The following is a 25191-nucleotide window of genomic DNA, read 5'->3' as shown; positions in this document are numbered from 1 at the left end:
CCAGGACAGTTTTAAGCGGAGTTATTTATTTCACAGGTTTATCATGAAGAATATTAGATACATTGACAAAAAAGATGTTGAAAACCTGATTGAAAATAAAACATCTGATGATGTTATTATTTTTCTTTCTGGGCCTACATCGCAAAAAACACCTTTGTCAGTATTACAAACAAAGGATATTATTGCTGTCAATGGTTCTGCGCAATATCTGTTAAGTAATAATATCGTTCCTTTTATATATGTACTTACAGATGTCCGCTTTTTACATCAGCGTCGTGATGATTTTTATAAATTTAGCCAGAGAAGTCGTTATACCATAGTAAATGTTGACGTTTATGAACACGCTTCCAAAGAAGATAAACTTTATATCCTCCAGAACTGTCTTGTATTACGGTCTTTTTACCGCCGGGAAAAAGGTGGTTTTATAAAGAAGATTAAATTTAATATTTTGAGACAGATTCACAAAGAACTGCTGATCTCTGTACCGTTGTCTAAAAAAGGTCGTCTGGTCGGATTTTGCAAGGACATTAGTCTTGGTTATTGCTCATGCCATACTATTGCCTTTGCTGCAATTCAAATAGCATATTCACTTAAGTATGCACGGATTATTTGTTCCGGTCTTGATTTAACGGGTAGTTGTTCGCGTTTCTATGACGAGAATAAGAATCCCATGCCCTCGGAATTAAGTAGGGATTTATTCAAAATCTTGCCATTTTTCCGTTTTATGCATGATAATGTAAAAGATATTAATATTTATAATTTATCAGATGATACGGCTATTTCTTACGATGTAATTCCATTTATTAAACTTCAAGATATCAGTACGGAAGAGTCAAAGGATAAGACAAGAAAAAAAATGCAATATAAAGCTTCAACTGATTCTTATGCTAATTAGTTATCCTGAAACTAAAATAATATGGTATAAAAATGCGTTTAGGAACTTTTCACAAAAAGAAAAGATTTTATATAAACAAAATCAAAATTAATTTCCTTTCTTTTTTATTTCGTAAGAAAATCAATAACCAAGTTACAGAGCCAGCACAAATTAAATCATGCCTAATCATTCATGATAATAATAAACTCGGTGATCTAATTGTATTAAGTTCGATTTATCGTGAGCTTTATAGTAAAGGAGTTAAAATAACCATTCTCACAAATAGAAAGGGTGGGGAGTTTCTCTCTAATAATAAAAATATATTTGAGTTCTGTATCAAAGAATCGACGGGTTCCCTTAAAATGCTTACTCTATGTAAGCATCTGCGGGATTTACAGTTCGATATTGTATTAGACCCCTTTGAAACAATGCCCTCATTTAATCATAGTTTAATATTATCAAGTTTAAAAGATTCTTACATTCTGGGTTTTGATCAATGGTATAAGCGTTACTATTCATTTTACCATCCCCACGATGAATGTTTAAAAGAACATATGAGTACACGAGCAACAGAAATACTGAAGCATATTTATGGTGAGGGTGAATTTTCCACCGACTACGACTTGCATTTACCTGTAGATGTTGAAAATAAAATAAAAGATTTTATTGGAAATACAAGAATAATCATCATTAACCCATTAGGTGCAAAAAAAATATGCCGACTTACCTTTGAGCAAATAAAAATTATATATCAAGAAGTGAAAGCACAGTTTGAAAATTATCGAGTGATATTTACCGGGTTACCACAAGATTTATTGACAATACCAATACCTGAAATTGAAACACTACCATTTGACGAGTTTATTTATACTGTTGCGTTGACCCGGTATAGTGATTTTGTCATTTCTGTTGATACAGCTCTTGTTCATATCGCTGCGGCTTATCATAAACCAACGCTTGCATTTTATCCTAATTCACGTACTCCGGAATATCCCTCACATTTAATTTGGGCCCCGAATAATCATCAATCTATACAAATAGTATCTCCAACATTTACGATAAAAGATATCGATACTGAAACTTTAACTGATTCAGTAAAGAGATTAAGTTGTATAGATAAGAAGTGAGTTAAAACTCACTTCTTAAACTTGTCTATTCTTGATTAATAGTATTGTTGCGATTATTAATAACGAGTAAGAGGACTATCGCGGATATAACGATAATTGGAATGCTGCGTGCCCATATGATCACATCACTGAGTCCAATCCCCACAATGCCGAGCGTTAATATCAACAAACCCAATGCGCGTTTTTTATATACTGTATAAAATAGTGAAAAATAGAGGAAAAGGGTGGAAAAAATCCCCATCAGACCTTTCAGTGACCCTGCTTCAATTATCTCATTATGTAGGTGTACGTTAGCAAAATCCAATGCCCCTCTTAGTCTATTGTTTTCTGCGACTAACAAATTCATACTTTCAGCGCGCGACTCTGCAGATCTAAATGAAAGAGGCGATTCTTTGAATAAATCAAAACCAATTTCGTACATTGCCAGTCTTGCACCTAAGGAAGTTACGCTATTAGCATTGGTATAACTGTTTAAATCATTTAATGCTTCGTTATAGCGATATTGAATTGGTTTATTAAATATAATTACAACACTGGTCAATATAGCAATTAGAAGAACAATAGCGGAAGTGAATTTTTTTGGGGATTTGTTGTAATATGTAATTAGTGCAACAGCACAAATTACAGGGAAAAGGAGTAGAGTTGCTCTGGTTTGTGTCAGTGCCAGAACATAAAGTACCGCGCAACTATTTAATAAAAATAAAAAAGGATGGTTTTTTTTAGTATAAAGAATTGCAACACCACTAACTATCCCTATTAGCATTGTTGAATATGCTGCTCCTGTTGCCGCTCCTATACCAAAAGAAATGCGGTCATATTCATGAATGCTATTAGTATAAATTGCATATGCAGCAATTATAAATGACAGGGAATATAAAATGTATAACACACTTTCTTTTTTTGTTTTTAGCTGGCTAGTTAGTGCTAAAAAAACAATAAAAGATCCAAATATAAATATTTTGGCAGTATTTAAATAACTGTGGTAAGTAGCACGAAATGGAGAGTTGTCTACTTTAAACACAGAATACCAAATTAAATCAAGCAATCCTATAAAAAATATAGAAAGTGGAAGGATAAGGTTTTTTATATTATAATTTCCTTGTCTGCCACGTAAAATTAGTGATAACAAGCAAACTATAGCAGTGATATTATATATCTTTATGCTGAAAGTGTTATCGATGAATGCAATTATCAATGAAAAAAAACATAATATATAAGTCATTATCTCTAGAATCACAGATGATTTCAGAGTGTAAGGTTTCCATGAGTGAAATTTAATGAAGGTTGGCATGTTTTACCTTTATAATGATGATAATTTTTCCAAAACTGCTTGACCGTTGAGATTAATTAAACTTTTCCCCGGTGCCATACAAACTACCTGATTCTTCCCATAACCGCCAATTAATCCCGGGTCTGTCGGCCCATAAACTGTGATATTGGGTTTATCGAGTGCCGCAGTTAAATGGCTTAATCCTGTATCGACTGACACAACAAATTTAGCTCCAGCCAGCACACGGGCAACGCCTTCCAGAGTCATCTTCGGCAGTACGTCGACATAATCAAAGCCTTCCGCCAGCCTTTTTGCCCGCTCTTCTTCATGCGGCGCTCCCCACGGTAGTTTAATTCGAATCCCTGAACCTGCCAGTAAACCAATTAATTCTCGCCAGTGCTCTTCCGGCCAGTGTTTATCATCGCGGGTGGTCGCATGAAGGAATACAGCATACTCCCCAGCATCCGGTAGTGGATTTGTCAGGAAATGCTGCGCAATAGCATAATCGCCCTGGGCCTGCGGTTTGCTATACCCAAGGCTTTTTGCAAACAGTTCACGGGTACGTTCTACAGCATGCTGCTGTTTCGCAATATGATGTTTGCGATTGTAAAACAGGCTGGCTAAAGGCTCGCGAGCGGTTTGCCAGTCCATTCCATGTTTAACGCCATGTGCTAAACGTGTCACCAGCGCTGCGCTTTTTACCAGCCCCTGGGCGTCGATAATTGCGTCATAGTTTTCTGCCTGAAGGGCTTCACGAAACGCTTTCCGTTCCGCTTTTATGGGGGCCGAGAACCAGGCTTTGCGCCAGCGTCGTATCGCCACCGGGATAACCCGCTCAACGGCGGCGTGCCAGGACGGAATTTGCGCGAATCCCTCTTCTACCACCCAATCAAACTTAATCCCCGGGATTGCCTGCTGGGCATCGGTGAGTGCGGGCAGCGTATGGAGAACATCGCCCATCGACGATGTTTTAACGATCAGAACCCGCATCCGTCAGGCTTCCTCTTGTAACAATAGCGCGTTGAGTTCTTCCAACACGTGCTGGGGAGTAATGTCGATCAAGCTCTGGTGGTAACCCTCTGCAGCGTCACCTTTACGCACTTTGTGATAGCCGGTAATCAGGCGGATCACGCGCGCTTTATGGGAAAGCGGCGGCGTAAAGTCCGGACTGCTCGGCCCATACAGAGCAACCAGTGGACGATTGAGCGCCGCAGCAACGTGCATCAGGCCAGAATCGTTAGTGACAATGGCTTTACAGGCGGCAATCAAAATGACTGCCTGCTCAAGCTGTGTTTCCCCCGCCAAGTTCCGACACCATGCCTGCTGCTCGGTATTCAAAGCGGCAAGAATCTCATTGCCCGCCTCATGATCTTTCGCAGAGCCAAACAGAACCACCTGATAACCTTCATCAATCAGCTGCTTTGCCAGCTCTGCATAGTGGTAGTGTGGCCAGCGTTTCGCCGGGCCAAACTCCGCACCCGGGCAAAAGCCAATCATCGGACGTTCTGATGAGAGCGAAAATTGGTTACAGGCATACGATTTTTCACCTTCGCTCACCTGCAATTGCGGCCATAACAACGGTTTTGGTAGATCTTGTGCGGTACGCATTACGCCTTTGTCATAGGCCAGCGCCACATAGCGTTCCACCATTAGCGGCCAGGCTTCTTTATCGAGCACACGTACATCGTTGAGTAAACCGTAGCGCATCTCGCCGCGCCAGCCGGTGCGATGAGGAATACCCGCGAAGAAAGGCACTAATGCGGATTTGAAGGAGTTGGGTAAGACGTAGGCGCGGTCGTAGCGTTTTTCACGCAGACTATGACCCAGTTTGCGGCGTTCACCGATTTCCAGCGCCCCGTGACCGAGAGGCATCGGGATAGCTTCGTTAACTTCCGGCATCCGCGATAATAATGGACGGCACCATGCCGGTGCCATCACGTCGATTATCGCCTGGGGATAGCGCGCCTGGAGCGTGCGATAGAGACTTTGCGACATCATCATGTCGCCAACCCATGACGGGCCGATCACCAATATTTTCATTCACTTCATCCTTCAAGCTGTCTCTGCGGCGGCTGCCTGCGTTCACTCCGGTCACTTACTTTTGTAAGCTCCCGGAGATTCACTTAGTTGCCGCCTTGATACCGCTCGAATGATTTTGTGAATTTACGTTGATGTCGCGATTCAGCCAGGCCATGTATTCCGTTACGCCTTCGGCAACGGTTTTGAACGGTTTGTCATAACCCGCCGCGCGCAGATTCGTCAGATCTGCCTGCGTGAATGCCTGATAGCGGCCTTTCAGTTTATCCGGGAACGGAATGTATTCAATCTGGCCTTTCTTGTGATAAGCAAGCGTTGCATCGGCTACCGCCTGGAAGGATTCCGCACGACCAGTACCGAGGTTGAAGATGCCGGAAACGCCATTTTCCAGGAACCACAGGTTTACATCTGCCACGTCGCCAACATAGACGAAGTCGCGTTTAAAGTTCTCGCTACCTTCGAACAGTTTCGGAGACTCACCGTTGTTAAGCTGGGTGTTGAGATGGAAAGCGACGCTCGCCATGCTGCCTTTATGGCCTTCGCGCGGTCCATAAACGTTGAAATAGCGGAAGCCAACAATCTGCGAGTTCGCTTCCGGTAGGATTTGACGAACATATTCATCAAACAGGAACTTCGAATAACCGTAGATATTTAGTGGTTTTTCGTATTCGCGGGATTCAATAAAGTCGGAGGTGCGACCGCCGTAAGTGGCTGCGGAAGAGGCGTACAGGAACGGGATTTCGCGCTCCAGACAGTAATGCAGCAGCTCTTTGGAGTATTGATAGTTGTTATCCATCATATACTTGCCGTCCCACTCTGTAGTGGAAGAGCACGCGCCTTCGTGGAAAATCGCTTCGACATCGCCGAACTCTTCGCCCGCCATAATCTGGATCAGGAAGTCTTCCTTATCCATATAGTCCGCGATGTCCAGGTCCACCAGGTTCACAAACTTGGTGCCGTCTTTCAGGTTGTCCACCACCAGAATATCGGTGATGCCTTTATCATTCAGGGCCTTAACGATGTTGCTGCCGATAAAGCCCGCGCCGCCGGTAACGATGATCATAACTGTAACCTTCGAATTATGGAGTCAGAGACAATCTCAGACACGAATACTTCTATCATATCACTACACGGCGTTGGCTTCAGCCATTCGCCGAAAGTGAGGGGGATGGACGTTATTTATTCTAAATTTTACAGAAGTGTTAACGCGTCATCTCGTCGCGAACTATAAGTTTGGGTAATATGTGCTGGAAATTGCCCTGTCTGGAGAACCGCAATGCGTGGAGAATTTTATCAGCAGTTAACTAACGATCTGGAAACCGCAAGGGCGGAAGGGTTGTTTAAAGAAGAACGCATTATTACGTCTGCGCAGCAAGCAGACATCACTGTGGCTGATGGAAGTCACGTCATAAACTTTTGCGCCAATAACTATCTCGGACTGGCGAATCATCCGGAGCTGATTGCGGCGGCAAAAGCGGGAATGGATTCTCACGGTTTCGGCATGGCTTCGGTGCGATTTATCTGCGGCACCCAGGATAGCCATAAAGAGCTTGAGCAGAAACTGGCAGCATTTCTCGGCATGGAAGATGCGATTCTCTACTCTTCCTGTTTTGATGCCAACGGCGGTCTGTTTGAAACACTGCTGGGCGCGGAAGACGCCATTATCTCCGATGCTCTGAACCATGCCTCGATCATCGACGGCGTGCGGCTGTGCAAAGCGAAACGCTATCGCTATGCCAACAACAATATGCAAGAGCTGGAAGCGTGCCTGAAAGAAGCGCGTGAATCCGGGGCGCGCCATGTGTTAATCGCCACCGATGGTGTGTTCTCTATGGATGGCGTAATTGCCAACCTGAAAGGGGTTTGCGATCTCGCGGATAAATACGACGCTTTGGTGATGGTTGATGACTCTCATGCGGTCGGTTTTGTCGGTGAAAACGGACGTGGCTCCCATGAATACTGCGATGTGATGGGCCGTGTCGATATCATCACCGGCACGCTGGGTAAAGCACTGGGCGGGGCTTCTGGTGGTTACACCGCAGCGCGTAAAGAAGTGGTTGAGTGGCTGCGTCAGCGTTCTCGTCCTTACCTGTTCTCCAACTCACTGGCACCTGCCATTGTGGCTGCTTCCATTAAAGTGCTGGAGATGGTCGAAGCGGGCAGTGAGCTTCGTGACCGTCTGTGGGTGAACGCGCGTCAGTTCCGTGAGCAGATGTCGGCGGCGGGCTTTACCCTGGCGGGTGCCGATCACGCCATTATTCCGGTCATGCTTGGCGATGCTGTAGTGGCGCAAAAATTTGCCCGTGAACTGCAAAAAGAGGGCATTTACGTCACCGGTTTCTTCTATCCGGTCGTTCCGAAAGGTCAGGCGCGTATTCGTACCCAGATGTCTGCGGCGCATACCCCTGAGCAAATTACGCGTGCGGTAGAAGCGTTCACGCGTATTGGTAAACAACTGGGCGTAATCGCCTGAGTGAGGATGTGAGATGAAAGCGTTATCCAAACTGAAAGCGGAAGAGGGCATCTGGATGACCGACGTTCCTGAACCGGAACTCGGACATAACGATCTGCTGATTAAAATCCGTAAAACAGCCATCTGCGGGACTGACGTTCACATCTATAACTGGGATGAGTGGTCGCAAAAAACCATCCCAGTACCGATGGTTGTAGGCCATGAATATGTCGGTGAGGTGGTTGGCATCGGTCAGGAAGTGAAAGGCTTCAAGATCGGCGATCGCGTTTCTGGCGAAGGCCATATCACCTGTGGTCATTGCCGCAACTGTCGTGGTGGTCGTACCCATTTGTGCCGCAACACGATAGGCGTTGGTGTTAATCGCCCGGGCTGCTTCGCCGAATATCTGGTGATCCCGGCATTCAACGCCTTCAAAATCCCCGATAATATCTCCGATGACTTAGCCGCAATTTTTGACCCGTTCGGAAATGCGGTGCATACGGCGCTATCGTTTGATCTGGTCGGCGAAGATGTTCTGGTTTCTGGCGCAGGCCCAATTGGTATTATGGCCGCGGCGGTAGCGAAACACGTTGGTGCACGCAACGTGGTGATCACTGATGTTAATGAATACCGTCTGGGGCTGGCGCGCAAAATGGGCATCACTCGTGCGGTTAACGTCGCGAAAGAGAATCTCAACGACGTAATGGCAGAACTGGGCATGACTGAAGGCTTTGATGTTGGTCTGGAGATGTCTGGTGCGCCGTCAGCATTCCGCACGATGCTGGACACCATGAATCACGGTGGCCGTATTGCGATGCTGGGTATCCCGCCGTCTGATATGTCTATCGACTGGACAAAAGTGATCTTTAAAGGACTGTTCATTAAAGGTATTTACGGTCGTGAGATGTTTGAAACCTGGTACAAGATGGCGGCGCTGATTCAGTCTGGTCTGGATCTCTCGCCAATCATTACCCATCGTTTCTCCATCGACGATTTCCAGAAAGGCTTTGATGCCATGCGTTCGGGCCAGTCTGGGAAAGTTATTCTGAGCTGGGATTAACACGAACAAGGGCTGGTATTCCAGCCCTTGAAGCTGATGGAAAACACAAAATTGCCTGATGCGCTACGGCGTATCAGGCCTACGTGGTTCCTGCAACATATTAAATTTGCACAATTTGGTATGCCGGATAAAGCGTTTACGCTAGATCCGGCATAAACAAAGCGCACTTTGTCTACAATCTGAAAATCCAAAATTCCAGCCCTTTTCCCTGAGGATAATCCGTTAAATATGTAAAATCCTGTCAGTGTAATAAAGATATCGTAATTGCGCTGTTATCTTATATTGCTGCTCTCATTATTTCTCTAGCCTGAAGTTACTTTCTCACCCGTAAAAATAATATTTCACAGGCTTAATAGTTTCTTAATACAAAGCCTGTAAAACGTCAGGGTAACTTCAGAGGTCGTCGGTAATTTATGATGAACAGCACTAATAAACTAAGTGTTATTATCCCGTTATATAATGCGGGCGATGATTTCCGCACTTGTATGGAATCTTTAATCGCGCAAACCTGGACTGCTCTGGAAATTATTATTATTAACGATGGGTCAACGGATAATTCTGTTGAAATAGCAAAGCATTACGCAGAAAAACATCCGCATGTTCGCTTGCTGCATCAGGCGAATGCTGGCGCATCGGTGGCGCGTAATCGCGGGATCGAGGCAGCGACGGGCAAATATGTTGCTTTTGTCGATGCTGATGATGAAGTCTATCCCACTATGTACGAAACGCTGATGACCATGGCGTTAGAGGACGATCTCGACGTGGCGCAGTGCAACGCTGACTGGTGTTTTCGTGAAACGGAGGAAACCTGGCAATCCATTCCCACCGATCGCATACGCTCAACCGGCGTATTAACCGGCCCGGACTGGCTGCGGATGGGACTTTCTTCTCGCCGCTGGACTCACGTTGTCTGGATGGGCGTTTATCGCCGCGATGTTATTGTAAAAAATAACATTAAATTTATTGCCGGATTACATCATCAGGATATTGTCTGGACAACAGAATTTATGTTTAACGCGCTGCGTGCGCGATATACCGAGCAATCGTTATATAAATATTATCTGCATAATACGTCCGTGAGTCGGTTGAATAGACAAGGGAATAAAAACCTTAATTATCAACGGCACTATATTAAGATTACCCGACTGCTGGAGAAATTAAATCGAAATTATGCCGACAAAATTACAATTTATCCGGAATTTCATCAGCAAATAACTTACGAAGCATTGCGTGTTTGCCATGCGGTGCGCAAAGAGCCAGATATTCTTATCCGCCAACGGATGATTGCTGAGATATTTACTTCCGGCATGTATAAGCGCCTGATTACTAATGTCCGCAGCGTAAAGGTGGGTTATCAGGCATTACTGTGGTCTTTCCGCTTATGGCAATGGCGCGACAAAACACGATCGCACCATCGCATTACGCGTAGCGCCTTTAATTTGCGTTAGCGTTAAACTTCGCCGCTTCGGGCTGTTTGCCCCAGCCTTGCCACTGATGCTGGAAGTAAACGATCAGCGTGCTCTGGCTGATGCTTTCGCTTAATACTTCAAAGAAGCGATTCGCATAAACGGGTTCCAGCGGTTTTTTCGGTTTACACAGCTTCACGCCACGGAACGGATTACGCGGAGTGTTGGGCACCGTATTTTTCGGTGGCGTAGACGTATCGACCTGCGGTTCATTCAGCAAGCTGCTGGCTTTCACCAGCGTAATGTCTGGCGGCAGGTTATAAACCATTTGTTGCAATACGCGTACTGTTGAGGGATGTGGATGACCAATGGCGATGGTCGAACCGTTGCGACGCGCCAGGTCAATTGCACGATTAAACTGTACACGAATATCCGCTTCATTTTGCGAATCGTCGAGGAACACCTTCCGTTTAATAACCTTCACGCCAGTGCCTTGTGCGGCGCGCATCGCCTGGGTATTACCGATGGTTACGCTGTCGAGGAAGTAAAGATTGTAACGCGCCAGCGCCTGCATCACTTTCTGCATACCAAACAGGTTAGAGGTCATTTTGCTGCCCATGTGGTTGTTGATCCCCACGGCATAGGGCACGTTATTGACCGCACTACGAATAATGCGCTCAATTTCGTCGCTGCTCATCTCCGGGCGCAGCGTGTTTTTCTCCAGCGGCTGTTTACTCAATGGTGCCATTGGCAGATGGATCAACACCTCGTGACCGCTGTTATGCGCTTTGGTCGCCATCTCTCTGGCGTGCGGTGAGTCGGGTAACACGGCGACGGAGATAGCGGAGGGCATCGCCAGCACCTGGTTTTCGTTGTGCGGGCGATAACCAAAATCATCAATGACAATGGCTAGTTTGCCAGCAAGTACGGGGGAGGAAAGCGCTAACAGAGCGGCAAATGCAAGAACGTTACGACGAAATGGAAACAAAACTTATCTTCCCAACCACGGCTGTGGATTGACCGCCTGACCCTGGCGGCGAATTTCGAAATAGAGTGAAGGCCGACCCTGACCACCACTGCTGCCCACCAGTGCAATTGGCTGGCCCGCGCGAACCTGCGAACCAACGCTCACCAGTGCGCTCTGATTATAGCCGTAAAGACTCATGTCGCCTTTACCGTGCTCAACCACCACCACCAGACCGTAGCCTTGCAGCCAGTCAGCCAGAATCACCCGACCGTCGGCAATCGCTTTAACTTCAGTACCTTCAGAGGCACCGATAACCATCCCTTTCCAGCGCAGTTCGCCTTGTAGCTGTTCGCCATAGCGATGCAGCGTTGGCCCGCGAACCGGCCAAAATGCCTGACCGCGCGGTGCGCCCAGACCACCAGTTCGGGACATCAGCGATTTTTCGCTTTCGGTCGGTTTGTAGGTGGTGCCTTTACGTGTCGCTTCTTTCTGACGGTCGCGAACCGCCTGGGCTTCGCGCGCTTCACGTTCAGCACGCGCTTTCGCTGCCGCTTCTGCACGGGCAATGCTGTTACGCAGACGGGATTCGTTGGCACGCAGTTCACTTAGCTGCTGCTGACCTTGCTGGATGGAAGATTCCAGCCCCGCCAGCGTCTTTTTACGCTCGTTCAGCGCCTGAGTCAGTTTCGCCTGTTGGGCGCGCTGCTCATATAACAGCGTTTGTTGCTCGCTTTGTTTCTCTTCCAGTTCAGCACGCTGCATGGCGACTTCTTCACGCGTTTGCTTCAACTGGGCGATGGTTTCTTGTCGCGCCTGGTTGAGATAGCCGAAGTAAGCCTGCAATCGTTGACCGCGCTGGCTTTCTTCACCGCTGAGAATCAGCTGAATACCGGTATGTTCACCCTGACGAAACGCGGCATCCAGTTGCGCGGCGAGGCTGCGTTCCTGGGCGGCTTTTTGCTGCTCCAGTTTGGCAATCGACGCGTTCATCTCATCAATCTGTTTATTCAGTTGATTGAGCGTGTTTTGCGTTTCGCGCAGCTTGCGGGTGGCTTCGGAGATCGCCTCTTCCTGCTTTTTCAGCTGAGCAAGCAGGCTTGAGCGTTGTTGCTGCTGTTGGCGTACCGCGCGCTCTTTCGCGGCGATATCGGCCTGAATAGACTTGAGTTGGTCGCGGTCATCCGCGTGGGCGGAAAACGTGCACAACAATACGCCAGCGCTAAGAACGCTGGCGTAAATGATGGGCCTGACTGCAAACCTGCGCGGTTTCGTGGCCCGTGTCATGGTATTAATCGCCTTTCCCCTCATGGGGAGGGATTATTCCACGATGAACAGCGGCTTACCAGTCATCTCTTGCGGGATTTCCATCCCCATCAGCGACAACATGGTCGGTGCGATGTCAGAAAGCTTACCGCCTTCAACCGCTTTCACGTTCTTATCACCAACGTAAATCAGCGGAACTGGCAGGTTGGTGTGTGCCGTGTGTGCCTGACCCGTTGCCGGATCGCGCATCTGTTCAGCGTTACCGTGGTCAGCGGTGATCAGCAGTTGTCCACCCACGGACTCAACGGCTTTTGTCACTTCTTCAACACAGTGATCCAGCGCTTCTACCGCTTTAACCGCCGCTTCCATCACTCCGGTGTGACCTACCATGTCGCCGTTCGGATAGTTACAGATAATGGTGTCGTATTTGCCGCTCTTGATTGCCGCAACCAGTTTTTCGGTCAGCTCTGCGGAGCTCATTTCCGGCTGCAGGTCGTAGGTAGCGACTTTCGGCGAGTTGATCAGAATGCGGTCTTCGCCTTTGAACGACTCTTCTACACCACCGTTAAAGAAGAAAGTGACGTGAGCATATTTTTCAGTTTCGGAAATACGCAGCTGAGTTTTGTCGTTTTTCGCCATCCACTCGCCGAAGGTGTTAACCAGAGACGCCGGTGGGTAAGCCACTGCGGTTTTGATGTCGGCAGCGTATTCGGTCAGCATCACGAAATCGACGTTAACCACTTTCTTACGCGCGAAGCCGTCGAAATCAGCGTTCACGAACGCACGAGTAATTTCACGCGCACGGTCAGCACGGAAGTTCATGAAAATCAGCGCGTCGCCGTCTTCCATTGCTGCATCCGGCTGGCCTTCTGCACGAATAACGGTCGCTTTCACGAACTCGTCGTTTTCGTCGCGAGCATAAGCAGCCTGCAAACCAGCAACGGCGGTATCGGCCTGGAATTCACCCTGCGCCAGAGTCAGCAGGTCATAAGCTTTTTCAACGCGATCCCAACGGTTGTCGCGGTCCATCGCGTAGTAACGGCCAATGATGGACGCTACGCGACCTTTGCCCAGTGCGGCAAATTTCTCTTCGAATTTTTTCAGCGAAGATTCAGCACTGCGCGGCGGAGTGTCGCGACCGTCAAGGAATGCGTGCAGGTAGATTTTTTCTGCACCGCGTTCAGCTGCCAGTTCTACCATCGCCATGATGTGATCTTCGTGGCTGTGTACGCCGCCTGCGGAGAGCAGACCCATAATGTGTACTGCTTTGCCTGCGTTTTTCGCTTTATCTACCGCACCAGTCAGTACCGGGTTAGCGAAGAAAGCGCGATCTTTGATTTCAACGTCCAGACGAGTCAGGTCCTGATACACGATGCGGCCGGCACCCAGGTTAACGTGGCCTACTTCGGAGTTACCCATCTGACGGTCAGGCAGACCGACTTCCAGACCGGAAGCGTCGATCAGGGTATGCGGACGATTGGCCCACAGTGCATCCATTACCGGGGTTTTAGCACTAAAAATGGCGTTATCCTGCTGTTCTTCGCGATAGCCATAGCCATCCAGAATCACCAGTACCATAGGTTTTTTAGAAACCGACATTGCGACAACCTCATACTCAAGAGTCAAAATTTGCGTAATTTTACTACAGCTGAATCGATAAAATAGCCTCTGAAGATCAAAATATACGACCGCTCGCGGCATGCCGATGCCAGATTTGCGATTTTTTTTCGTCGCGCCCCGCAAAATTGCATTCCAGTTAACGCGCTGGCTGTATTTGCCGCACTGCGCAGGTATACTCCTTTCCTGGTTTTTTTAATCACTACGTCGGGAGTTGTTACCCCCCATGCAAGAAATTATGCAATTTGTTGGCCGTCATCCCATACTGAGTATCGCCTGGATCGCGTTACTGGTGGCGGTTCTTGTCACTACGTTTAAGAGCCTGACCTCGAAAGTGAAGGTGATTACTCGTGGTGAAGCTACGCGTCTGATCAACAAAGAAGACGCTGTGGTTGTGGATTTACGTCAGCGTGATGACTTCCGTAAAGGCCATATCGCAGGTTCTATCAATCTGTTGCCGAGCGAAATCAAAGCCAACAATGTTGGTGAGCTTGAGAAGCACAAAGACAAACCGGTTATCGTGGTAGACGGTTCTGGCATGCAGTGCCAGGAGCCTGCAAACGCGCTGACGAAAGCTGGTTTTGCGCAAGTATTCGTGCTGAAAGAAGGCGTCGCTGGCTGGGCTGGCGAAAACTTGCCTCTGGTGCGCGGCAAATAATTTACCTGTCGTCTTTCATGATGCAGGCCGTTAGCTGCAATTATGCCCCCAGCGACTTATTGTTATAAGCTTCTGGGGACACTCCATTTTGCTGCCGCCCTGCAACATGAAATTTCAGGGTAAAAAAACAGGAGCTAAGTTATGGCCAATGTTGAAATCTATACCAAAGAAACCTGCCCGTATTGCCATCGTGCAAAAGCACTGCTGAGCAGCAAGGGCGTGAGTTTTCAGGAGCTGCCGATTGATGGCAACGCCGCCAAGCGTGAAGAGATGATCAAACGCAGCGGTCGTACCACGGTTCCCCAGATTTTTATTGACGCACAGCACATTGGCGGCTGTGATGACTTGTATGCATTGGATGCACGTGGTGGACTGGATCCCCTGCTGAAATAACGTGTGAACGTTGGCATTACATTGCGCAGTATTTAAGGACAACACTTAAGGGTTTTCTACACATGTCAGAACAAAACAACACCGAAATGACTTTCCAGATCCAACGTATTTATACCAAGGATATTTCTTTCGAAGCGCCGAACGCGCCGCACGTTTTCCAGAAAGATTGGCAGCCAGAAGTTAAACTTGATCTGGATACGGCATCTTCTCAACTGGCAGATGACGTTTACGAAGTGGTACTGCGTGTTACCGTAACGGCATCCCTGGGCGAAGAAACTGCGTTCCTGTGTGAAGTTCAGCAGGGTGGTATTTTCTCCATCGCGGGTATTGAAGGCACCCAGCTGGCACATTGCCTGGGCGCATACTGCCCGAACATTCTGTTCCCGTATGCTCGTGAATGCATCACCAGCATGGTATCCCGCGGTACATTCCCGCAACTGAACCTTGCGCCGGTTAACTTCGATGCGCTGTTCATGAACTATTTGCAGCAGCAGGCTGGCGAAGGTACTGAAGAACATCAGGATGCCTGATGAACCAACGTAATGCTTCAATGACTGTGATCGGTGCCGGCTCGTACGGCACCGCTCTTGCCATCACCCTGGCAAGAAATGGCCACGAGGTTGTCCTCTGGGGCCATGACCCTGAACATATCGCAACGCTAGAACGCGACCGCTGTAACGCTGCGTTTCTCCCCGATGTGCCTTTTCCCGATACGCTCCATCTTGAAAGCGATCTCGCCACCGCGCTGGCAGCCAGCCGCAATATTCTCGTCGTCGTACCCAGCCATGTCTTTGGTGAAGTGCTGCGCCAGATTAAACCGCTGATGCGTCCTGATGCGCGGCTGGTGTGGGCGACTAAAGGTCTGGAAGCGGAAACCGGGCGTCTGTTACAGGACGTGGCGCGTGAGGCGTTAGGCGATCAAATTCCGCTAGCGGTTATCTCTGGTCCAACATTTGCGAAAGAACTGGCGGCAGGTTTACCGACGGCTATTTCGCTGGCCTCTACCGACCAGACCTTCGCCGATGATCTCCAGCAGTTGCTGCACTGTGGCAAAAGTTTCCGCGTTTACAGCAACCCGGATTTCATTGGCGTGCAGCTTGGCGGCGCGGTGAAAAACGTCATTGCCATTGGCGCGGGGATGTCCGACGGTATCGGTTTTGGCGCAAATGCGCGTACGGCGCTGATCACCCGTGGACTGGCTGAAATGTCGCGTCTTGGTGCGGCGCTGGGTGCCGATCCTGCCACCTTTATGGGCATGGCGGGGCTGGGCGATCTGGTGCTTACCTGTACTGACAACCAGTCGCGTAACCGCCGTTTTGGCATGATGCTCGGTCAGGGCATGGATGTACAAAGCGCGCAGGAGAAGATTGGTCAGGTGGTGGAAGGCTACCGCAATACGAAAGAAGTCCGCGAGTTGGCGCATCGCTTCGGCGTTGAAATGCCAATAACCGAGGAAATTTATCAAGTATTATATTGCGGAAAAAACGCGCGCGAGGCAGCATTGACTTTACTAGGTCGTGCACGCAAGGACGAGCGCAGCAGCCACTAAACCCAGGGAACCTTTGTTACCGCTATGACCCGGCCCGCGCAGAACGGGCCGGTCATTATCTCATCGTGTGGAGTAAGCAATGTCGTGTGAAGAACTGGAAATTGTCTGGAACAATATTAAAGCTGAAGCCAGAACGCTGGCGGACTGTGAGCCAATGCTGGCCAGTTTTTACCACGCGACGCTACTCAAGCACGAAAACCTTGGCAGTGCCCTGAGCTACATGCTGGCGAACAAGCTGTCATCGCCAATCATGCCTGCCATTGCTATCCGCGAAGTGGTTGAAGAAGCCTACGCCGCCGACCCGGAAATGATTGCTTCTGCGGCCTGCGATATTCAGGCGGTGCGTACCCGCGACCCGGCAGTCGATAAATACTCAACCCCATTGTTATACCTGAAAGGTTTTCATGCCTTGCAGGCCTATCGCATCGGTCACTGGCTGTGGAATCAGGGCCGTCGTGCACTGGCTATTTTTCTGCAAAACCAGGTTTCTGTGACGTTCCAGGTCGATATTCACCCGGCGGCAAAAATTGGCCGTGGCATTATGCTCGACCACGCGACGGGCATCGTCGTTGGTGAAACGGCGGTGATTGAAAACGACGTGTCGATTCTGCAATCCGTCACCCTTGGCGGTACTGGGAAAACCAGCGGTGACCGTCACCCGAAAATTCGTGAAGGCGTGATGATTGGCGCGGGCGCGAAAATTCTTGGCAATATTGAAGTTGGGCGCGGCGCGAAGATTGGCGCAGGTTCCGTGGTGCTGCAACCGGTGCCGCCGCATACTACTGCCGCTGGCGTTCCGGCACGCATTGTCGGTAAACCAGACAGCGATAAGCCATCAATGGATATGGACCAGCATTTCAACGGTATTAACCATACGTTTGAGTATGGGGATGGGATCTGACGTCCTGTGATTGTGCCGGATGCGATGTAATCATCTATCCGGCATACAGTAACTAATCTCTCAACACCGCTCCCGGATACCCCAGCTGCCGCCAGGCTTCATACACCACTACCGACACCGCATTGGACAGGTTCATGCTGCGGCTGTCCGGCACCATTGGAATACGAATTTTTTGTTCAGCGGGCAGGGCATCAAGAATGCTCGCTGGCAGGCCGCGCGTTTCCGGGCCGAACATCAGATAGTCGCCATCCTGATAGCTTACGGCGCTATGTGCGGGCGTACCTTTTGTAGTGAGAGCAAACAGGCGCTGGGGATTTTCTGCTTCGAGGAACGCGCTGTAGTCATGATGACGCGTAACGGCGGTAAATTCGTGGTAGTCCAGCCCTGCGCGGCGTAGGCGCTTATCGTCCCAGGCAAATCCCATTGGTTCGATGATATGCAGACGAAAGCCGGTGTTAGCGCAAAGACGGATGATGTTGCCAGTATTTGGCGGAATTTCTGGTTCGTAAAGTACGATGTTTAGCATACTGCCCCCTTAGTGCGGGGGCAGGATAGCAGAAAATTGGTGAGCCGTGCGGCCTTTTCCCCTCACCCCGGACTGTGCATCCGAGAGAGGTGATTCAGTCTGAGGGAGCACAAACAACACCGATCGGTCCCCTCTCCCTGAGGGAGAGGGTTAGGGGGCTCAAACGACTATGCCGCATTCCCTTTCGCCATCGGGGCCAGCGCCGCAGGCAACTCTTTACCCAGCCCCTGCACCAACGAATCTTGCGTAATTTCACTGATCGATTTCGCGCCCGTCAGCGTCATCGCCACTTTCATCTCTTTCTCAATCAGATTCAGCAGGTTAGCCACGCCCGCCTGGCCCGCTGTTGCCAGCGCATACAGGAAAGCACGACCCAGCAGTACGGTATCGGCACCGAGCGCAATCATACGCACGACATCAAGCCCGTTACGAATGCCGCTATCTGCCAGAATGGCGATATCACCTTTCACTGCATCTGCAATGGCAGGCAGTGCGCGGGCAGAAGAGAGCACGCCATCTAACTGACGACCGCCGTGGTTAGAAACCACAATCCCGTCAGCGCCAAAACGTACCGCATCACGCGCATCTTCTGGGTCGAGGATCCCTTTGATCACCATCGGGCCATCCCAGAAATCGCGGATCCACTCAAGGTCTTTCCAGGAGATGGACGGATCGAAGTTATTCCCCAGCCAGCCGATGTAATCTTCCAGCCCGGTCGGTTTGCCAAGGTAAGCCGAGATATTCCCTAAATCATGTGGACGACCATTCAGGCCCACATCCCACGCCCATTGTGGATGAGTCACCGCCTGCAAGTAGCGGCGCATTGCCGCATTTGGGCCACTCATACCCGAATGCGCATCACGGTAGCGTGCGCCCGGCGTTGGCATATCCACGGTGAAAACCAGCGTAGAACAACCCGCGGCTTTTGCTCGTTCCAGTGCGTTACGCATAAAACCGCGATCGCGCAGTACGTAAAGCTGGAACCACATTGGGCGCTTGATGGTGGGTGCGACTTCCTCAATCGGGCAAACGGAAACCGTTGAGAGAGTAAACGGAATGCCATGCGCATCCGCCGCTTTTGCTGCCTGAACTTCGCCGCGTCGCGCATACATGCCGCACAAGCCCACTGGAGCCAGCGCTACTGGCATCGACAATTTCTCATTAAACAGCGTCGTTTCCAGGCTTAAGTCGGACATGTTTTTCAGAATGCGCTGGCGCAGCGCCACTTCTGATAAATCTTCCATGTTACGACGCAGGGTATATTCAGAATATGCGCCGCCATCCATATAGTGGAACAGGAACGGCGGCAGAATGCGTTGTGCTGCGGCGCGATAATCGCTGGCTGCAGAAATAATCATGCGTTTTTCTCCCTCGAATGCTCATTATGCTCACCGGGCAGGCGGGTAATACGTGCACGGCGCGCCTGATCTTCATCGAATCTTTTCATGGTGCTGTGGACAAAACTGAGATGCGCCATCATCGCTTTACGCGCCCCGTCGGCATCCCCGGCAAAAATGGCGTCAATGACTGCCTGATGCTGCTCGGTCAGTTGTGAAAAAACGGGCGGCACGAGATACATCCGTTGACGGCTTTGCATCACCGAGGATTGCAGAACATCAAAGAAACCACGCATGGTTTGTAGCAGCACGATGTTATGCGAGGCTTCGGCAATCGCCAGATGAAAACGAACGTCCGCTTGTGAGGCGAGGTCCGGGTCTTCGCTGAGCGTTGCCTCAAAGCAAAGCTGAATTTTCTCTTTATCACCAGGCGTGGCGCGCATCGCTGCATGCCATGCGGTGCTGGCTTCAATGGCGTAGCGGGCTTCCAGAATATCGAAACTGTAATCCGGATCATCGGCCATCAGCGTTTTCAGCGGCTGGACGATGTTTTGCTCCGACCACGCGTCATGACGCCAGCGCACAAATGTGCCACCACCGCGACGACTAAGAAGTACGCCTTCGCTCACCAGTTTTGCCAGCGCTTCGCGCAGTGAATTACGCGACACGCCGAGTTGCATCGCCAGTTGGCGTTCAGCGGGCAACTTCATGCCCGCCTCCAGCTGTTTTTCATCAATCAGCGCCCGCACACGGGAGGCAACCTCGTCTGACAGGCGTCTGGGTGTAGCAATCATTAAGGAATCATCCACGTTAAGACGTAAGCCTGAAGCGTGGTGATCACGCCCACCATACAGGTGAATATCAGGCTGTGTTTGACGGTAAAGCGGAACAGGTCTGACTCTTTGCCAACCAGGCCTACCGCCGCACAGGCGATAGCGATGGATTGCGGGGAGATCATCTTCCCGGTAACACCGCCGGTGGTATTGGCGGCAACCAGCAACAGGTCAGAGACGCCAATTTGTTGTGCGGCCGTGGCTTGCAGAGCGGCAAACAGAGCGTTAGATGACGTATCCGACCCGGTCAGGAATACCCCCAGCCAGCCGAGGAACGGCGAGAAGAAGGTGAATGCATGACCGGTGTGCGCTAGTGCCAGCGCCAGTGTTGACGACAGCCCGGAATAGTTCGAGATAAAGGCGAACGCCAGCACCATACCGATGGAGTAGATGGGCAGCGCCAGTTCTTTCAGCGTGCTGCCGAAGGTGCTGAGAGCGTCAGACGGTTTCATCTTCAGCCAGACAACCGAGAGCAGCGCAGCAAACAGAATGGCGGTGCCAGTGGCGGAGAACCAGTCAAACTTAAACACGGCGGCGTAGGCTGTAGCCTCGCTGACCACCGGCGGCATACGTGCAACCAGTTTGTCGAGATACGGTACCGGAATGTTGATCACCCATTCATACAGCGCGCCGCCCGAAGCGAACAGAGCTTTAAATGGCGGGATACTCCAAAGTGTTACGGTGGCGGTCAGGAACAGGAACGGTGTCCAGGCACGTAGCACCTGACCCGCCGTGTAACCTGTGTGAGCCAGCGTCATATCAACCTGCGATGCACCCAGATCGCCGAAGCGGAAAACGCGTACTGGCTGCCAGCGTTTGAGGAACAGTGTCAGGCAGAGCAGCGATACCAGCGAAGAGATAATGTCCGGCAGTTCCGGCCCAATGAAGTTGGAGCTGAGATACTGTGCGATGGCAAACGAACCACCTGCAACCACGACCGCAGGCCACGTCTCTTTAATACCGCGCCAGCCGTCCATAATCGCCATGATCCAGAACAGGACGATAATGGTCATAAACGGTAGCTGACGACCCACCATCTGGCCGATCTCAAAGCTGTCGATGCCCGTTACCTGTCCGGCAACCAGAATTGGAATACCCATCGCACCAAATGCCACTGGCGCGGTGTTAACAATCAGGCACAGTCCGGCGGCGTACAGAGGTTTAAAGCCCAGGCCGACCAGCAATGCGGCGGTGATCGCCACCGGTGCGCCGAAGCCTGCAGCCCCTTCGAGAAATGCGCCGAAACAGAAACCGACGATCAGCATTTGCAGACGCTGGTCTGGGGTTATCGAAAGAATCGACGAGCGGATAATGTCAAACTGTCCGGTTTTCACCGAGATCTTATAGACGAACACCGCCGCAATAATGATCCACGCGATTGGCCACAAACCGTAGAAGAAGCCATAAACCACCGAGGCCAGCGCGTTGGCGACCGGCATTTTATAGAACAGCAAAGCCACGGCCAGGGCGATGGCAACCGTCCAGGTGGCGGCAACGTATCCTTTCAGTTTGAGCTTAATCAGCGCAAAGAAGAAAAACAGGATGGGAAGCGATGCTATCAGGCTGGAAAGCCAGATATTCCCGGCGGGATCATAGTTTTGTTGCCAGAGATTCATTGCAGGTCTCCTGGAGTCCACGCACATCGTGTAATGAGTCTGTTGCTCATCTCCTTGTCACACGTTGTGTAAAAGTGGTACTGCCAATTTTGTTGTGTAGGGATAATGACAATGAATGGTTAACTAAATGTTATTTACTGGCAACGTTAATGTGAGTTTTAATTGGGAAAATGTGAACCAGAGGTCAGATAAGCGAAGAATTGGTAGGGCCAATTTTTTGGCGAAGGGAGATGTCTGGTAAAGAAAAGGGCAATCCTCATCAGAGAATTGCCCTTAGATTGTTGACCCGGTGCGCCTTATCTTGCCGGAATATTCGGCCTACAGGAATGTGCAGAATCACCCTGTAGGCCTGATGCGCGTAACGCATCAGGCAATTTGGCGTTTACCCATTCGTTAATGGATGATTACCACTGAATACCGGCACCGAGTGCGGCGGAGTATTCACCCTGGCTATTGGTACTACCTTGTAATTTGTAGACCCAACGACCATTGGCGCTCACCATCGACACACCTAAAGCAACAGCTGATTCACCGTTGTAAGTACCGCCACCAATAGAGGCCATGCTGGCACCCGGAGTGTAAGCCTGCGGCAGGCCGGTCATCGCCATTGCAGAAGCGATACCACCACTCAGCTTGCTTTCAGTTTTGGACAGTTTGTTATCCATCTCAACCATGCGCTGATCGGTGTATTGCTTCGTTTCCTGCACGCTTTGCTTCAACTGCGCGTAGTTCACCGCGTCGTTGTTGTTCACGCCAGCGGAAACGTTGCTGATCCGAGTCGTACCGCCATTGCCACCACCGAGAGTGATGTTGCTGTAGTCGATAGAACCATCAGCTTTGGTGTCGTAACGCACACCGCCTGCTTCAGAAGACTTCAACTGCGCAACGTTAACGGCGTCGGTAGCATTTTTACCGGCGGCTACGTTGGTGATACGACGCTGATTGGTAGAAGAACCCACAGAGATCGTGTTTTCTTCGTTGGCCACGGAGCCTGTACCCAGAGCGACGCTGTTGTCAGCGGCAGCAATGGAACCAGAGCCAATTGCGACGCTATCTTTACCCTGCGCGTTAGCATCGACACCATCGGTATTGGTCTTGAAGTACTTGGTGCTACCGGTGGTCACGATGTCGCCAATACCGTTTTCGATATTAGTAACGCGAGTATCCAGATTAGTGACCTGATTGTTCAGGTTAGTAATGCTCTGGGTATTCTGCGCCACACGCTCGTCGGTGACTTTCAGCTGCCCAACGTTGACAGCATCGGTATCCGCTGAACCTGCCGCGACGTTGGTGATCTGGCGTTGACCGTCTTCGCTGCCGACAGAGAACTCACCGACAGAGTTTTGCGGTGCATCCATGTTGTAACCGGTGTAGCCAGTCTGTGCGCCACGGGTAGTCTGAGAACCGTTACCCATCGCAATACTGTTGGCATGATTTGCACTTGCGTTGCTACCGATAGCAATACCGTTGATCGCATCTGCCAGCACCAGAGTGTTCAGGCCGATACCAATGCCAGCATTACCGTTAACGATAGTTTTCGCACCCATTGCCAGCGAGTCTTCACCGACTGCCAGTGAATCTTCAGCCGTTGAGTTAGCGTGGAAGTATTTGGTCGGCGTGGTAGCGACTGCACCAATGGCATTCTGCAACTGGCGAACCGTAACGGCGTCATGGGCTTCGGAACCATCGGCTACGTTGATGATTTGACGGTACTTGCCATCATCACCAATCGACAATGCGCCGAGTAATTCACCGTCAGTGGTGTCGTAGCCAATCTCTACGCCATTTTCCGTTACGCTGGTGTTACGAGAACCTTTAACAATTACACGGTCGGAAACAGAGCTGCTACCCAGGGCGATACCCGTATCAACTTCGCTGCGGCTGTCCTGACCAATAGCTACACTGCTGGCACCAGAGGCAACAGCGTTATAGCCTACTGCGGTAGCACCAATACCAGAGGCGCTGGCGTCGTTGAACGCTAAGCCGTTGTCGTTGGTACGCACATAGTTAATACCTGCACCATTATCTGCGATGTACGTCGTGTCGGTGTTTCCGGCAAGCTGATTGATGATTTGGCTATTCTGCTCGATCAGCAGGTTAGCGGCATTCAGTTGGGAACCGTTGACGGCGTCAGTGCTGCCCGCTTCAATCAGACCATCAGCCACATTGGTGATTACACTGGCTTTGCCTTCATGGTTGGCGCTGTAGGCACCCGCAGCGTCATCCCACAACAGGGCATTATCATCGAGCGCATCCAGAGCTTCACCGACGTTGTTGTAATCGGTATTTGCAATGGTGTAAGTCGGCGCAGTGATAGAACCGTCAGAGTTGACTTCTGCATCTCCACCCAGGGCATCAGCAATGTACTTATTGGTGTCGTAGAGTTGCGAACCGTTAATGGCATCGCTGCTGGTATCAGAAATTGCACCGTCTGCGACATTAGTAATAATGCTGGCCGTTTTATCTATCCCGCGACCGGCGCTAAATGCACCTTGACCGTTATTTGCTGTTGCATCCCACAGCAGAGCATCATCGAGAGTGGTGTCGATTGCGTTCAGAGCTTCACCGACGTTGTTGTAATCGGTATTTGCAATGGTGTAAGTCGGCGCAGTGATGGTGCCATCAGCGTTAACTTCTGCGTCACCACCCAGCGCATCGGCAATGTACTTGTTGGTGTCGTAGAGTTGCGAACCGTTAATGGCATCGCTGCTGGTATCAGAAATTACACCATCTGCGACGTAAGTAATGACGCTGTCGGTACCACCGTGTTTGGCGCTGAATTTTTTGGCGGCAGTATCCCAGAGCAGAGCATCACCGAGCGAATCGGTAAATGACGAGTTAATGGCTGCCAGAGCATCACCGACGTTAGTGTAGGCATTATTACCAATAGTGTAGGTTGGTCCGGTTAATACGCCCGTATCGCTGATATCAGCACCACCGCCAAGATAAGTCGTGAAGGAATCAGCTAAACCATAAAGCTGGCTACCATTAATGGCATCGAAGCTGTTGGAAGAGACTGTGCCAGCCAGTACGTTGGTGATTTTGCTGGTGGCATCGGTACCGTGCGCGGCGCTGAATGCACCAGCATTTGAATTAGCGGTCGCATCCCACAACAGGGCGTCATTATCCAGAGCAGTAAGAGCTGCGCCAACGTTGGTGTATTCATTGCCGCCAATATTATATTTAGGGCCGGTAAATACGCCGGTATCACTCATTGTTGCACCGCCGCCCAAATAGGACGTAATGGTGCTTGCCGTACTCTGAAGTTGTGAACCATTAATGGCATCGGTGCTGGTGGTAGAAAC

The 25191-nt window shown here is 49.9% G+C and carries 22 protein-coding genes; 10 read left to right on the top strand and 12 right to left on the bottom strand.

The genetic code is table 11. From position 1 onward, the window contains the following. Positions 1-43: 43 nt before the first annotated feature. Complete coding sequence (waaZ, locus tag FEK43_RS15190) at positions 44-895, top strand: 3-deoxy-D-manno-oct-2-ulosonate III transferase WaaZ (RefSeq protein ID WP_131161547.1); 852 nt, start codon at positions 44-46, stop codon at positions 893-895. Positions 896-927: 32 nt separating this feature from the next. Further along, the gene (locus FEK43_RS15185; RefSeq protein ID WP_131161548.1) at positions 928-2001 is read left to right on the top strand and encodes a glycosyltransferase family 9 protein; all 1074 of its coding nucleotides are present in this window, start codon (positions 928-930) and stop codon (positions 1999-2001) included. A 25-nt stretch (positions 2002-2026) separates the two neighbouring features. Here the strand turns inward: FEK43_RS15185 and FEK43_RS15180 are convergent, their stop codons facing one another. The 4 genes from FEK43_RS15180 to rfaD all read right to left on the bottom strand — a co-directional run bounded on the left by FEK43_RS15180 (position 2027) and on the right by rfaD (position 6371). After that, positions 2027-3292 (bottom strand): O-antigen ligase, encoded by a 1266-nt coding sequence (locus FEK43_RS15180; RefSeq protein ID WP_138158609.1) that lies wholly within the window; start codon positions 3290-3292, stop codon positions 2027-2029. Between the two features lie 9 nt (positions 3293-3301). Next, complete coding sequence (gene rfaC, locus FEK43_RS15175; protein WP_130258365.1) at positions 3302-4261, bottom strand: lipopolysaccharide heptosyltransferase RfaC; 960 nt, start codon at positions 4259-4261, stop codon at positions 3302-3304. A gap of 3 nt (positions 4262-4264) precedes the next feature. Next, complete coding sequence (rfaF, locus tag FEK43_RS15170) at positions 4265-5311, bottom strand: ADP-heptose--LPS heptosyltransferase RfaF (protein ID WP_130206695.1); 1047 nt, start codon at positions 5309-5311, stop codon at positions 4265-4267. Positions 5312-5390: 79 nt separating this feature from the next. Beyond that, positions 5391-6371, bottom strand: coding sequence for an ADP-glyceromanno-heptose 6-epimerase (rfaD, locus tag FEK43_RS15165; RefSeq protein ID WP_135408513.1), 981 nt, complete (start codon positions 6369-6371; stop codon positions 5391-5393). A gap of 213 nt (positions 6372-6584) precedes the next feature. On the opposite strand from rfaD, the gene kbl reads away from it, so the two are divergent. The 3 genes from kbl (at position 6585) to waaH (ending at position 10268) form a co-directional block, all read left to right on the top strand. Then, a complete protein-coding gene (kbl, locus tag FEK43_RS15160; protein WP_135408516.1) occupies positions 6585-7781 on the top strand; it encodes a glycine C-acetyltransferase in 1197 nt (398 codons plus the stop codon). Positions 7782-7794: 13 nt separating this feature from the next. Beyond that, entirely contained in the window at positions 7795-8820 is a 1026-nt protein-coding gene (gene tdh, locus FEK43_RS15155) for an L-threonine 3-dehydrogenase (RefSeq protein ID WP_130206693.1), read from the top strand. Positions 8821-9233: 413 nt separating this feature from the next. Next, positions 9234-10268: a UDP-glucuronate:LPS(HepIII) glycosyltransferase gene (gene waaH / locus FEK43_RS15150; RefSeq protein ID WP_135408518.1), complete on the top strand. Its 1035-nt coding sequence runs from the start codon at positions 9234-9236 to the stop codon at positions 10266-10268. On the opposite strand, the gene FEK43_RS15145 is transcribed toward waaH, so the two are convergent. From FEK43_RS15145 to gpmM, 3 genes are read right to left on the bottom strand one after another with little or no spacing between them, the layout of a single operon-like run. Continuing rightward, positions 10255-11214, bottom strand: a complete 960-nt coding sequence (locus FEK43_RS15145; protein ID WP_135408520.1) for a divergent polysaccharide deacetylase family protein — start codon at positions 11212-11214, stop codon at positions 10255-10257. The genes waaH and FEK43_RS15145 overlap by 14 nt on opposite strands. Before the next feature lie 3 nt (positions 11215-11217). After that, complete coding sequence (envC, locus tag FEK43_RS15140) at positions 11218-12477, bottom strand: murein hydrolase activator EnvC (protein WP_001626259.1); 1260 nt, start codon at positions 12475-12477, stop codon at positions 11218-11220. A gap of 33 nt (positions 12478-12510) precedes the next feature. Further along, positions 12511-14055: a 2,3-bisphosphoglycerate-independent phosphoglycerate mutase gene (gpmM, locus tag FEK43_RS15135; RefSeq protein WP_064526112.1), complete on the bottom strand. Its 1545-nt coding sequence runs from the start codon at positions 14053-14055 to the stop codon at positions 12511-12513. A 244-nt stretch (positions 14056-14299) separates the two neighbouring features. Between gpmM and FEK43_RS15130 the strand changes: the two genes are divergently transcribed. The 5 genes from FEK43_RS15130 (at position 14300) to cysE (ending at position 17574) form a co-directional block, all read left to right on the top strand. Next, positions 14300-14731, top strand: coding sequence for a rhodanese-like domain-containing protein (locus FEK43_RS15130; RefSeq protein WP_001156181.1), 432 nt, complete (start codon positions 14300-14302; stop codon positions 14729-14731). 141 nt (positions 14732-14872) lie between these two features. Continuing rightward, entirely contained in the window at positions 14873-15124 is a 252-nt protein-coding gene (gene grxC / locus FEK43_RS15125) for a glutaredoxin 3 (RefSeq protein WP_000024392.1), read from the top strand. A 62-nt stretch (positions 15125-15186) separates the two neighbouring features. Further along, positions 15187-15654, top strand: a complete 468-nt coding sequence (gene secB / locus FEK43_RS15120) for a protein-export chaperone SecB (protein ID WP_130206686.1) — start codon at positions 15187-15189, stop codon at positions 15652-15654. Beyond that, positions 15654-16673 (top strand): NAD(P)H-dependent glycerol-3-phosphate dehydrogenase, encoded by a 1020-nt coding sequence (gpsA, locus tag FEK43_RS15115; RefSeq protein WP_001076194.1) that lies wholly within the window; start codon positions 15654-15656, stop codon positions 16671-16673. The genes secB and gpsA overlap by 1 nt, the downstream gene beginning before the upstream one ends. A 79-nt stretch (positions 16674-16752) precedes the next feature. Further along, positions 16753-17574, top strand: coding sequence for a serine O-acetyltransferase (gene cysE, locus FEK43_RS15110; protein ID WP_001277565.1), 822 nt, complete (start codon positions 16753-16755; stop codon positions 17572-17574). A 52-nt stretch (positions 17575-17626) separates the two neighbouring features. On the opposite strand, the gene trmL is transcribed toward cysE, so the two are convergent. The 5 genes from trmL to FEK43_RS15085 form a co-directional block, all read right to left on the bottom strand. Further along, entirely contained in the window at positions 17627-18100 is a 474-nt protein-coding gene (gene trmL, locus FEK43_RS15105) for a tRNA (uridine(34)/cytosine(34)/5-carboxymethylaminomethyluridine(34)-2'-O)-methyltransferase TrmL (protein WP_000932351.1), read from the bottom strand. 167 nt (positions 18101-18267) lie between these two features. Continuing rightward, positions 18268-19458 (bottom strand): quinone-dependent L-lactate dehydrogenase, encoded by a 1191-nt coding sequence (gene lldD / locus FEK43_RS15100; protein ID WP_135408522.1) that lies wholly within the window; start codon positions 19456-19458, stop codon positions 18268-18270. Next, a complete protein-coding gene (gene lldR / locus FEK43_RS15095) occupies positions 19455-20231 on the bottom strand; it encodes a transcriptional regulator LldR (protein WP_130261179.1) in 777 nt (258 codons plus the stop codon). Before lldR ends, lldD begins: the two co-directional genes overlap by 4 nt. Next, on the bottom strand, positions 20231-21886 hold the full coding sequence (gene lldP, locus FEK43_RS15090; RefSeq protein ID WP_130215198.1) for an L-lactate permease: 1656 nt from the start codon (positions 21884-21886) through the stop codon (positions 20231-20233). Before lldP ends, lldR begins: the two co-directional genes overlap by 1 nt. A gap of 404 nt (positions 21887-22290) precedes the next feature. Further along, on the bottom strand, positions 22291-25191 hold a 2901-nt coding region (locus FEK43_RS15085), incomplete at its 5' end, for a YadA family autotransporter adhesin (RefSeq protein ID WP_171020819.1).

The sequence above is a fragment of the Escherichia sp. E2562 genome (genome assembly GCF_005781075.1).
Taxonomy (GTDB): domain Bacteria; phylum Pseudomonadota; class Gammaproteobacteria; order Enterobacterales; family Enterobacteriaceae; genus Escherichia.
Note: the sequence above shows the minus strand (reverse complement) of the source record. Positions and strands in the feature narration are given on the sequence as shown.